Annotated in this window: 14 protein-coding genes and 1 other RNA gene; 9 read left to right on the forward strand and 6 right to left on the reverse strand. The window is 33.3% G+C overall.

The window, feature by feature from the left end; genetic code table 11:
- Positions 1 to 14: 14 nt before the first annotated feature.
- A complete protein-coding gene (locus RC62_RS15040; RefSeq protein ID WP_245176834.1) occupies positions 15 to 302 on the reverse strand; it encodes a DNA polymerase III in 288 nt (95 codons plus the stop codon).
- On the opposite strand from RC62_RS15040, the gene RC62_RS23015 reads away from it, so the two are divergent.
- Positions 301 to 606 carry a hypothetical protein gene (locus tag RC62_RS23015; RefSeq protein WP_167343857.1) on the forward strand — a complete coding sequence of 102 codons (306 nt, stop codon included), beginning with the start codon at positions 301 to 303 and terminating at the stop codon, positions 604 to 606. The two genes, RC62_RS15040 and RC62_RS23015, sit on opposite strands and share 2 nt — an antisense overlap.
- Before the next feature lie 52 nt (positions 607 to 658).
- On the opposite strand, the gene dnaX is transcribed toward RC62_RS23015, so the two are convergent.
- On the reverse strand, positions 659 to 1,744 hold the full coding sequence (gene dnaX, locus RC62_RS15045; protein WP_055096584.1) for a DNA polymerase III subunit gamma/tau: 1,086 nt from the start codon (positions 1,742 to 1,744) through the stop codon (positions 659 to 661).
- 260 nt (positions 1,745 to 2,004) lie between these two features.
- On the opposite strand from dnaX, the gene RC62_RS15050 reads away from it, so the two are divergent.
- The 3 genes from RC62_RS15050 to RC62_RS15060 all read left to right on the forward strand — a co-directional run bounded on the left by RC62_RS15050 (position 2,005) and on the right by RC62_RS15060 (position 3,272).
- Positions 2,005 to 2,319 carry a hypothetical protein gene (locus tag RC62_RS15050; protein WP_055096586.1) on the forward strand — a complete coding sequence of 105 codons (315 nt, stop codon included), beginning with the start codon at positions 2,005 to 2,007 and terminating at the stop codon, positions 2,317 to 2,319.
- A gap of 94 nt (positions 2,320 to 2,413) precedes the next feature.
- On the forward strand, positions 2,414 to 2,893 hold the full coding sequence (locus tag RC62_RS15055) for a BON domain-containing protein (RefSeq protein WP_055096588.1): 480 nt from the start codon (positions 2,414 to 2,416) through the stop codon (positions 2,891 to 2,893).
- A 7-nt stretch (positions 2,894 to 2,900) separates the two neighbouring features.
- Positions 2,901 to 3,272, forward strand: coding sequence for a LysM peptidoglycan-binding domain-containing protein (locus RC62_RS15060; protein WP_055096591.1), 372 nt, complete (start codon positions 2,901 to 2,903; stop codon positions 3,270 to 3,272).
- A 164-nt stretch (positions 3,273 to 3,436) separates the two neighbouring features.
- Here RC62_RS15060 and RC62_RS15065 read toward each other — a convergent pair whose 3' ends face one another.
- A complete protein-coding gene (locus tag RC62_RS15065) occupies positions 3,437 to 3,730 on the reverse strand; it encodes a hypothetical protein (RefSeq protein WP_055096593.1) in 294 nt (97 codons plus the stop codon).
- 123 nt (positions 3,731 to 3,853) lie between these two features.
- Here RC62_RS15065 and rnpB point away from each other — a divergent pair.
- From rnpB to RC62_RS15075, 3 genes are all read left to right on the forward strand, one after another.
- Positions 3,854 to 4,171, forward strand: an RNA gene (gene rnpB, locus RC62_RS15310) — RNase P RNA component class A.
- A gap of 31 nt (positions 4,172 to 4,202) precedes the next feature.
- The gene (locus RC62_RS15070; protein ID WP_055096596.1) at positions 4,203 to 5,453 is read left to right on the forward strand and encodes a cation:dicarboxylate symporter family transporter; all 1,251 of its coding nucleotides are present in this window, start codon (positions 4,203 to 4,205) and stop codon (positions 5,451 to 5,453) included.
- 178 nt (positions 5,454 to 5,631) lie between these two features.
- On the forward strand, positions 5,632 to 6,549 hold the full coding sequence (locus RC62_RS15075; RefSeq protein ID WP_055096598.1) for a ketopantoate reductase family protein: 918 nt from the start codon (positions 5,632 to 5,634) through the stop codon (positions 6,547 to 6,549).
- Positions 6,550 to 6,552: 3 nt separating this feature from the next.
- On the opposite strand, the gene RC62_RS15080 is transcribed toward RC62_RS15075, so the two are convergent.
- From RC62_RS15080 to RC62_RS15090, 3 genes are all read right to left on the reverse strand, one after another.
- Positions 6,553 to 6,747: a hypothetical protein gene (locus RC62_RS15080; protein ID WP_055096600.1), complete on the reverse strand. Its 195-nt coding sequence runs from the start codon at positions 6,745 to 6,747 to the stop codon at positions 6,553 to 6,555.
- 181 nt (positions 6,748 to 6,928) lie between these two features.
- A complete protein-coding gene (locus RC62_RS15085) occupies positions 6,929 to 7,534 on the reverse strand; it encodes an RsmD family RNA methyltransferase (protein ID WP_055096603.1) in 606 nt (201 codons plus the stop codon).
- Complete coding sequence (locus RC62_RS15090) at positions 7,531 to 8,352, reverse strand: DUF3822 family protein (RefSeq protein WP_055096605.1); 822 nt, start codon at positions 8,350 to 8,352, stop codon at positions 7,531 to 7,533. Before RC62_RS15090 ends, RC62_RS15085 begins: the two co-directional genes overlap by 4 nt.
- A gap of 395 nt (positions 8,353 to 8,747) precedes the next feature.
- Between RC62_RS15090 and RC62_RS15095 the strand changes: the two genes are divergently transcribed.
- Together RC62_RS15095 and ygiD are read left to right on the forward strand one after the other, a co-directional pair.
- Positions 8,748 to 10,172: an ATP-dependent RecD-like DNA helicase gene (locus RC62_RS15095; protein ID WP_055096607.1), complete on the forward strand. Its 1,425-nt coding sequence runs from the start codon at positions 8,748 to 8,750 to the stop codon at positions 10,170 to 10,172.
- Positions 10,173 to 10,256: 84 nt separating this feature from the next.
- Complete coding sequence (gene ygiD / locus RC62_RS15100; protein WP_055096610.1) at positions 10,257 to 11,087, forward strand: 4,5-DOPA dioxygenase extradiol; 831 nt, start codon at positions 10,257 to 10,259, stop codon at positions 11,085 to 11,087.
- Positions 11,088 to 11,139 lie beyond the last annotated feature (52 nt).

Consider the following 11,139-nt stretch of genomic DNA (forward strand, 5'->3'; position numbering starts at 1 on the left):
CCTGCTGGAAAATATCAGGCATTTAAATCCAATCCAAATGTAGAACGTAAAAGTTCAATATTTGGGTTGATTTCCAATAAGCGATTGTATCGGTCCTGATCGTTAAGACTTCGTTTGTTTTCTATAGCTTCATTTACATTAATCTGAATCGTAATATTGTGATTGTGTAAATGTCCTTTTAAATGTCCTAAAAGACCAAGCATCTGGCTTTCAAAATCTAATTTAGATCCTTCATTTGGTAATTCAAGCGTAATTGTAGTTCCGTCTAAAGTTGGGTCGTTGATTAATAATAACGATTCCATGATCTTAAATCCTTTATCGCCCAAACGCTGCGCATATTTATTCCATTGCACTAACATTTCCGTTTCGGTAAATTCTTCGGTTGGTAATACTGAAGATGGTTTTACATACGATTTAGTGCTGGCTTCCAGCTCTTTTTTCTTGCGGATACTGGATAATGAAAAAGCAGAAATTTTAGGTTCAGTACTAACTTCAGCTTTTGGAGATACAGGTGTTTCTTCTTTTTTTGGAGTTTCAACTACAGTAGAAGCGTTTGTGTTTGCGATTTCCGAAGTTGGTTTTTCAGCTTCAGTTTTAGGCTTTTGACTTTCAACTTCGACTATAGAATATCCGCTGTTTTTATAATAAACTGGGGGAATTATGAATTGCTCAACTTTTTTTTTTCTCCATCAAAGTTGATAGAGGCCAATTGCATCAAACATAATTCTACCAAAAGACGTTGGTTCTGACTTAATTTATATTTTAAATCGCAGTCGTTTGCAATATCAATTCCTTTTAGTAAAAATTCCTGAGAACATTTTTGCGCTTGTACGCCATACATTTGCTGCGCCTGTTCACCCACTTCAAGCAAAGAGATTGTTGCAGGAGTTTTGCTTACTAATAAATCCCTGAAATGCGAAGCCAGTCCGGCAATAAAATGATGTCCGTCAAAACCTTTTGAAAGAATATCATTGTAAGCCAGTAAAAGATCCGGAATCTTATTTTCTAAAAGTAAATCAGTAATACTAATGTAAGTTTCGTAATCTAAAACGTTTAGGTTTTCGGTTACTGCCTGACGTGTTAAATTCGTTCCGCAATACGAAACTACACGGTCAAATATAGATAAAGCATCACGCATTGCACCATCAGCTTTTTGAGCGATAATGTGCAAGGCGTCGTCTTCAAAATTGATTCCCTGACTTGCTGCAACTTCTGCTAAATGTTCTTTGGCATCTTTTACGGTAATTCTTTTGAAATCAAATATCTGACAACGAGATAAAATCGTTGGAATAATTTTATGTTTTTCTGTTGTCGCCAAAATAAAAATAGCATGTTTTGGCGGCTCTTCCAATGTTTTCAAAAAAGCATTAAAAGCTGCCGAAGACAACATATGGACCTCGTCAATAATATAGACTTTGTATTGTCCTGTTTGTGGTGGGATTCGAACCTGATCGATAAGGCTTCGAATATCATCAACAGAGTTGTTTGAAGCCGCATCTAACTCAAAAACGTTAAAAGCAAAATCCTCATTGGGATCATCATATCCGGGCTGATTAATTTTACGGGCCAAAATACGGGCACAAGTTGTTTTTCCAACTCCACGTGGTCCTGTGAATAAAAGGGCAGAAGCAAGGTGATTGCTGTCGATAGCATTCAGCAAAGTGTTGGTAATGGCTTTCTGGCCTACAACATCCTTAAAGGTTTGTGGGCGATACTTACGAGCCGATACTACAAATTGTTCCATATTCTTTTTTATTCGATAGCAAATATAGGCTGAAATTTACCAAATCACAAATCTGAAATTCATAAATATTAGAGTGAATTTTGATTGTTTTGAATGTGAGTAAGTAAGGTTTTTGTTTTTAGTTTTAAGTGAAATCAGAAACAGTAATTCCAGTTTAATAAAGTGAACGAAACATTATTTTAATTTTACTTTATTTGTGAGAAAATTTTTTCCAGTCTTGCACATTTGTAAAATTTAAAGGTTAAAGAATAAATTAAATCATGATTCCGAAGAAAAGAAATGGGTTTCGAAAAATAACAATAGACACTACTATTTACTGTTGGAGATTAAACGGCGTTATAGAAATTAGACCTGATCAGAATCAATCGAACAAACTTGAAATTGATTTTGGATATTTTGATTATTGGGAATTTGTCAATCATCCGGAAGAACGTCCCGCAGATTTTGAACCAAAAATTGTAACTCCGGGTTTTATCAAAATAATAATTCAAAATGCCATTCAGTTAGGTTGGAACGTCAATAATAAAAATAATACTACCAGATTGAAGTATAGAAATAATGAATTTGAGTTTTAAATATGGCAATACTGTAAAAATTGTAGGATTATTTTGTAATATTTAGTATTTTTATTCGTTTAATTTTATATGTTTAATACTAAAAAATATCATGATGAAAATTAAATCTAGTTTATTTGGGATGATGCTTGCTGTTACATTAGTGGCCTGTGGCCCTAAAGATGCAGATATTGAAAAAGAGATTTCTGCAAAAATCAGCAGCCTTCCGGGAGTAGAAGTAACTGTTGTAAAAGGAGTAGCTACTATTTCAGGAACTTGTAACGATGAAGCAGTAAAACAAAATGCCGAAAGTATTGTAAAAGGGGTTAAAGGGGTCAAAACTCTAGTAAATAACTGCGAAATTCCAGCTCCGGAACCTGTTGTAACAGAAGCTCCGGTTGAAATTAACGCTGATAGTGTTTTAAATACTTCAGTAAATGAAGTAGTCAAAACTTATAATGGTGTGACAGCTACAGTTAAGGATGGTGTGGTAACACTTACGGGTGATATCAAAAAAGACCAATTGCCTAATTTGATAAAAAGTGTACAGGAATTAAAGCCTAAAAAGGTTGAAAACAAATTAACTATTAAATAATGTCGCTATGAGTTTACAAGATAAATACAAAGAATTAACAGATTTAGCGGCTAATTTAGGTATAGCTAATTTGCAGGTTAGAGAACAAGATAATGTATTGTATGTTGATGGTACGGCAAAATCAGCAGAAGATAAAGAAAGACTTTGGGATGCTTACGGAAAAATAGATCCTGAATTCAGATCAGCTGATGTGGTTATGAATATCGCTGTTACCCAAGGCACAACTACAGATTATACCGTACAAAGTGGGGATTCTTTATCAAAAATTGGTAAAGCTCACGGCGTTTCATGGGAAGCAATTTTTGAAGCGAATAGAGATATTATTAAAAATCCTGACCTGATTCAACCAGGTTGGAAGTTAAAAATACCAACAGCATAATTTATTTATGAATTGTGATGAAAAGTCCGTCTTTATGATGGGCTTTTTTTTAGCTACAATCCTATAGCTAAGAAGTCAAAACATTTTGAAAGTTTAAAAGCAAAGTAAAATAATGTCTTAAACATTTTATGTCGCTGAGTAAAATTTTACCCAGCGACTTACTATCATCTTCCTTTAATACTCAAATCGGATAAAAATTTGGCAGTTTCCTGATCAGAATCAGCTGAGAAGCCTGATACATACACGCCTTTTTTTCCGTTATTTGATTTAATTCCGTACACAACCGCCTCATCGCCGGGATCTGAATCCCCTTCGTATCGATACACATGTACAATTTCAAATTTTTCAGGATTTTTTTTAATCATATCTGAGTTTAGATTAAAATCATAAGTAAATCCTTTTTCATGTAATTGATCCAGAGCTTTTGAAACAGTTGCGTAATGATACATTCTAGTCATGATAATTGAATTTAAAATTATGGATTTTAAAGATAACTAATTTAAAATTAAATTGTTATGAATGCTATGCTAAAATCTGAAATTTAAAATCATTATTCTTAGTATATAAATCGCTACTTTTGCGCCGCAGACCGCCTTATCGTCGTCCTGATTTATTGGGAGGGAGGAAAGTCCGGACACCACAGAGAAGCATAGCGGGTAACACCCGTCGGTGTTAGAAATAACGCAAGGACAAGTGCAACAGAAAGTATGTACAGGTAATGCTGTAGTGAAACCAGGTAAACTCTATGCGGTGAAATACCAAGTATATCAGCATTTAAGGGCTTCTCGTCCGTTGTTGAAGGGTAGGTAGCTTGAGTCCCGTAGTAATGCGGGATCTAGATAAATGATAAGGCTTTGATTTATCAAAGACAGAATCCGGCTTACAGGTCTGCATTTTTTATATATTTGTGAAACTCTCTAATCTAATTTCATGAATATAACCTCTCAAAAACCTACAGCTAAATCTAAAAAAGGTATTTTTTATACTATAATCACCAATCTTACTTTTTGGGTTTTGATTGCTATAATTGCCGGGATTTTACTCGGACATTTTTCGCCTGCAAATGGCGTGAAAATGGAAATTCTGGGAGCTAAATTTATTGCACTTATCAAAATTTTTATTGGTCCGATAATCTTTCTGACGATTGTTTTGGGTATTTCCGGTATGGGAAACCTGAAAAAAGTAGGACGAATTGGTGTTAAGGCACTGGGATATTTTGAAGTAGTTTCGACAATTGCACTCGCGATTGGTGTAGCTGTAGCTTATTTTTTTAAACCCGGAAAAATTGATAAATCAGGTTTGACACTTGGTGATGCCAGTCAATATACAAATGGTGTAGCAAAAGATTTTTCCTGGCTGGAATTTTTCTTTTCAAATTTTACCTTACAAGTTTTACTCGCAGCAATTATTTGCGGAATAGCTTTGAATTTTTATAAAAAAAGAGAACAAACGATTTTGGTTTTAGATCGCTTTTCAAAAGTGGTTTTTCTGGGCTTGAAATATGTCATGTATCTTGCGCCAATTGGTGCATTTGGCGGAATGGCGTATACAATTGGTAAGTTTGGGTTACAAACCTTGATTCCGCTTGGTAAATTAATGCTGTGCGTTTATCTCACAATGGCTTTATTTGTATTTCTTGTTTTAGGCACTATTCTGAAATATTATAAAATCAGTATTCTTTCGATTTTAAAATACATTAAAGAAGAACTTTTACTGGTTTTGGGAACGTCTTCATCTGAAGCCGCTTTGCCTAGTATTATGGTAAAACTGGAACAAATGGGGTGTAGCAAATCGGTTGTAGGATTGGTGATTCCCACGGGATATTCCTTTAATCTTGACGGAACTTCAATTTATTTATCCATGTCAGTAATATTTCTTGCCCAATTGTATGATGTACATTTGAGTTTTTTCGAAATCCTGAGCGTTATCGGGATTTTGATGATTACATCAAAAGGAGCTGCAGGCGTTACCGGAAGCGGATTTATTGTCCTGGCTTCGACTTTGACAGCTTTGCATAAAATTCCGGTTGAAGGTTTGGCTTTTTTACTGGGAGTTGATAAATTTATGAGTGAAGCAAGAGCGATAACAAATTTAATTGGAAATACAGTGGCAACGATTATAATCTCGAAAAGTGAGCATGATTTTACGGAACTTAATTTAGATCCTGTTTTAGAGGAATGATTTTGCGTTTAAAAGCACGCGGATTATACTGATTCGCTATTGCGAAGGCGCGGATTAAGGCAGGTTTTTTTTATTGGATTGTGTATTTATTCTCATTTTTTGTCATTTCTCGAAATGACAAACTACATGTTTAGCTTACTATATTTATTGGAATTTGGAATTTTTAAATTTGGAATTTATGAAAAGAATCGGAATTTTAGGACTCGGTGGAGTAGGTGGTTATTTTGGTGGACTTTTGGCAAAAGCGTATTATAAAGCGGATGATGTCGAAGTAATTTTTATCGCACGTGGTGAAACTCAAAGGATAATTGCTCAGGAAGGATTAAAAATCGTTACTGATGAAACTGAATTTATTGTTCATCCAAAATTGGTTTCGAATAATCCGGATGAAATTGGACAATTAGATTATCTAATTTGCGCAACTAAAACCTATGATATTGAGGAAAGTTTACTTTCATTAAAAAAGTGTATTGTTCCCGAAACCGTTATTCTTCCTTTATATAATGGTGTTGACGCACCGGAACGTATTCAGAAAATATTTCCAAAAAATGAAGTTTTACAAGGTTGTATCTATATTATTTCGATGATTTTTTCGCCCGGAACAATTCGTAAAATTGGTTTTTACGAAAAATTATTTTTCGGATCTAAAACTGTATCGGTTTCTAAACTAAACGATTTACAAAATATTTTTAAAGAAGCTAAAATCGAAAGTTATTTGGCAGATAATATTGAAGAAACTGTTTGGGAAAAATTTATTTTTATATCAGCCTTAGCTTCTGCGACCTCTTATTTGAATGAGAATATTGGCACTATATTAAGCAATAAGAATTCTAAAGCAATTTATGTAGAATTGCTTCATGAAATCGAATTGGTAGCCAAAGCAAAAGGGTTACAACTACCGGAAGATATTGTAAATCAGACAATCATAAAACTAGAAAAATCGCCTAAAGAAGCGACTTCATCTATGCACAGAGATTATTTGGCAGGTAATAAAATAGAGGCTTCTTCGCTAACAAAATTTGTTGTTGAAGAAGGTTTTAAGTATGGCGTAAAAACTCCTCTGTACGAAAAAATAAGTAACGTATTATTGTCTTAAAATTTAGGCTTCGTCTTTTGTAGCGCGAACTAAACTTATGCCGGACATAAAAAATACAATACCCAGTATACCGTAAATAATTAATGATTTAATGTCTCTCGTTTCGCCTGAAGTACCTGCAAATATAACTGCTGTGTAAATCAAACCAACTATTCCGAGGATGGTTAATAATCCTCCGAAAAATCTTTTTAGGTTCATGATGTTTGGTTTTTAAATGTTTCATTACAAATGTATTATGCATTTTAAGTAAAACGTTATACAATTGATTTTAAAACTTATATCATTTGCAGTAATTTTAACTTGAAATCATTTAGGAATGGTTATAAACAAAAAATCCCCTTGAATTTCAAGGGGATTTTTATGTTTTTAAAATCAAAGATTATCCTTCGTCTTCTTCTGTAGCTTTGCCGGATAAATCAATTGTAAGTTCTTCGTCGTCATCAGTAGAGTTTAATTCGAAGAAACTAAAAAAGGAACCTCCATAACTTTTCTGAAAAGAGAAATTACTCAAATGCTCCATTTTAGTATATTTTGAGTGTTCGATAATCATCATTCCGTCTTCGTGAAGCAATTCTCTTTCGAAAACCGTGAGAACAATTTTTTCAAATGCAGTCTGATCTAATCCGTAAGGAGGATCAGCAAAAATAATATCGTAGGAAGTTTTGCAGTTTTCTAAAAATTTATAAACATCACTTTTAGTTGCTGCAATTTCAAAATCGTATTCTGATGAAACTTGTTTAATGAATTTTACGCATCCAAAATCTCCATCAACAGATGTTATTGGAGCGCTTCCGCGTGAAGCGAATTCAAAACTGATATTCCCTGTTCCTGCAAATAAATCTAAAACCTTTAAGCCGTCAAAACTAAAATGATTGTTCAAAACATTAAATAATGCTTCTTTACTCATGTCGGTCGTAGGTCTTACAGGGAGGTTTTTTGGCGGAGAAATGCGGCGTCCTTTGTGTTTTCCTGAAATGATTCTCATGATTGAAATAAGATATAATGTTTTTGATTCTGTGCAGTTGAAAAGCTGTTTTTTTGTTGTAATGTGCTTACATCCAAAAAGGATATATGACGAATGTATTTATATGCAATGGCATAAAATGCATCGTTTTGATGTATAGTCCCTAAAAGTTCCAGTGGAAAGCTTTCCGGATTTAAACTCAGTTGCTCGGCGGTAAAAAGTATGTAATAAAGAAAATCTTCAGGAGTTTGATATTCAAATGAATTGAATAATAACAACTTTTGATTTTGTACCACAATAATTTCAAAATGATCCGGATTGAAATTTACTACCATTTTTTTCTGGTCGTTATTTTTTGAACTTTCAAGAAGTTTTTCGACCAAAATACTGTTGACATGTTTGTAATCAAATGATCCAACATTGTCAATTAAAAAATTGTTGATATTGATATACGGAATATAAACCGAATGCATTTCATAATTTGAAATCTGATCGAAAGTAAAAAAATCAGTTTCAAAAACTTTTGTGGTATATTGTAAATAGCTTCCTAAGAAATTTTCGTCGAATAAAGCTGTAGGTACAAAAGTCGAAAGATTATTATTATGAATAACTAATATTTCGTCGTAAGTATCTTTTAATTCCGGATGATTTTTAAAAGCAGCGCTATATAAATCTTCAATCTTTGATGTTTTTTGTGTAGTATCAAAGTTGACTTCATTAAATGCTGTAATCGTATTATTTAGAGTATCAAAACAACAAAATGAAAATCCATTCAATGAAACCTGAATAGAAAGCTTTTTGTAATTTTTGGAGGTGATGTTAATATTTTGCAATGACATATTGATTTACAATTCGTTACCTGTTTTACAAGAAAGAATTTAAGGCGATTACAAACTTACAAATTAAAAAGGAACAATTACAAATGCAATTTCGAAAAACAATTTCAAACTAAAGTTAGCAACATGTTACATTTGTATTATTTTTCTGAAAAATGTAAGTAATATAAGTTCCTGTTAATTGAGTGCAATAAATATAAAACTGCTTACATTACTTATATGGTGAAAGAAGTTATAATTGAATTTGACATTTAAAATAAACCTTAGTCTATTTGATTGTTACTTCAAATCTTTTGTATTGTTTCCAGAATAATACGAACTAATATCACTTATATGGTCGAAAAGATTAATTGAAATTGCCATTAAAAAAGCCGAACTTTGCAACTCAAATTTATCTTATGAATTCATCATTGTTTTACGGCGTTTTACAAAAACGATTTCCTTTTGCTCCAACATATAAACAAGATATTTTTTTTCAAAAAATCGCTATTTTCTTAACAGATACACATAACGATACCATATTTGTGCTGAAAGGATATGCAGGAACCGGAAAAACAACCGTAATCTCTACAATTGTAAACAATTTGGGAGATATAAATAAAAAGTTTGTTTTGCTGGCACCAACAGGTCGTGCCGCAAAAGTGATTGCTAATTATTCGAATACACCTGCTTTTACCATTCATAAAAAAATATATTTCCCCAAAAAATCGGCTGGCGGGGGCGTAGCATTTACCAGACAACTAAATAAGCATAAAAATACTATTTTCATCGTCGATGAAGCTTCGATGATTTCAGACAGTAATTCTGATTCTAAACTGTATGATAACGGATCTCTTTTAGACGATTTGATTTCGTATGTATATTCAGGAACTAATTGCAAAATGATACTTTTAGGAGATACAGCCCAGTTGCCGCCCGTAAATTTAGATATAAGTCCGGCTTTGGATATTCAGACTCTTGGCGTTCATTATGATAAAGAAATAGAGCATATCGAACTTGATGAAGTAATGCGTCAGGAAGAAAGTTCAGGGATTTTGTACAATGCAACAGAATTGCGTGAATTACTTAAGGATTCTTTTATAACAGAGTTTAAATTTAATGTAAAAAAGTTCAAGGATATTGTTCGCCTTACAGATGGATATGATATTCAGGATGCCATAAACTCCGCATACAGCAATTATAGTATTGAAGATACTGCTTTTATTGTTCGTTCGAATAAAAGAGCAAATCAATACAATGAACAAATCAGGACGAGGATTTTGTTTAAGGAAAGTGAACTTTCTGTTGGGGATTTCCTGATGGTGGTAAAGAATAATTATTTCTGGCTTAAAGAAACGGATGAAGCAGGATTTATTGCCAACGGAGATATTATCGAGGTTTTAGAACTTTTTGGGATCAAAGAATTATATGGTTTTAATTTTGCAAAAGTAAAAATCAGAATGGTCGATTATCCGGACCAGAAACCTTTTGAAACCGTCTTGCTTTTAGATACCATCAAAAGTGAATCTCCATCTTTGACTTATGAAGAATCAAATCGTTTGTATGAAGAAGTGATGAAAGATTATGAAAATGAAACAACGAAATACAAAAAGTTCCAGAAAGTAAAAGAGAATGAATATTTTAACGGTTTACAAGTGAAATTCTCTTATGCAATTACCTGTCATAAATCGCAGGGAGGGCAGTGGAATACTGTTTTTATCGAACAGCCGTATTTACCAAACGGAATCGATCGAGATTATATCAGATGGCTTTACACAGCGATGACACGTGCCAAAAATAAGTTATATTTGATAGGATTTAAAGACGAGAGTTTTGAAGAATGATTAGTTGCCACGAATTTCACGAATTATTTTTGAGTTCAGAAAATTAGTGTAATTCGTGAAATTCGTGGCGAAAAAACAACAACAATGACAACACTAAACGATTTACATTCGATTTCGTCTACGTTTTCGAATACAGATAAAATGCCGGTTTTGTTTTTAGGACACGGCAGCCCTATGAATGCCATTGAAGAAAATCAGTTTGTGGCTGGTTTTCGAAATCTGGCTAAAACATTGCCGCAACCCAATGCGATTTTGTGTGTATCAGCACATTGGTTTACAAACGGAACCAAAGTGACTTCGATGCAAATGCCAAGGACAATCCACGATTTTGGAGGTTTTCCGCAAGCCCTTTTTGATGTGCAGTATCCTGCAAAAGGAAGCCCGGAATTAGCTTTAGAAACTAAAAAAATATTAGAACCAGTTGCTGTAGATTTAGACGAACATTGGGGATTGGATCATGGTGCCTGGAGTGTAATCAAACATTTGTATCCGGAAGCGAATGTTCCGGTAATTCAGCTGAGTATCGATTATACAAAATCAGGTCAATATCATTTTGAATTGGCACAGAAACTTCAGTCTTTGCGTCATAAAGGCGTTCTGATTATAGGAAGCGGAAACATTGTTCATAATTTACGTTTAGTTGATTTTAGAAATTTTGACAAAGATAATTATGGTTTTGATTGGGCAATTGAAGCCCGTGAAACCGTTAATAATTATTTGTTAGACGGAAATTTCCAGCCTTTAATTGATTTCGAAAAAATGAATAAAGCGATTCAATTGGCAATTCCAACACCGGATCATTATTTGCCTTTGTTGTATACTTTAGGATTAAAAGAAAAATCAGAAGAGCTTAGCATATTCAATGACAAACTATTGGCCGGTTCTTTGAGTATGACTTCTGTAAAAATTATGTAATAATAACTTAACTTTTGAGAATCTTTGCGTGACAATTTTTTTATAAAGATTT

Origin of the sequence: Flavobacterium aquidurense, from assembly GCF_001404985.1 — a bacterium.
Lineage (GTDB): Bacteria > Bacteroidota > Bacteroidia > Flavobacteriales > Flavobacteriaceae > Flavobacterium > Flavobacterium aquidurense_B.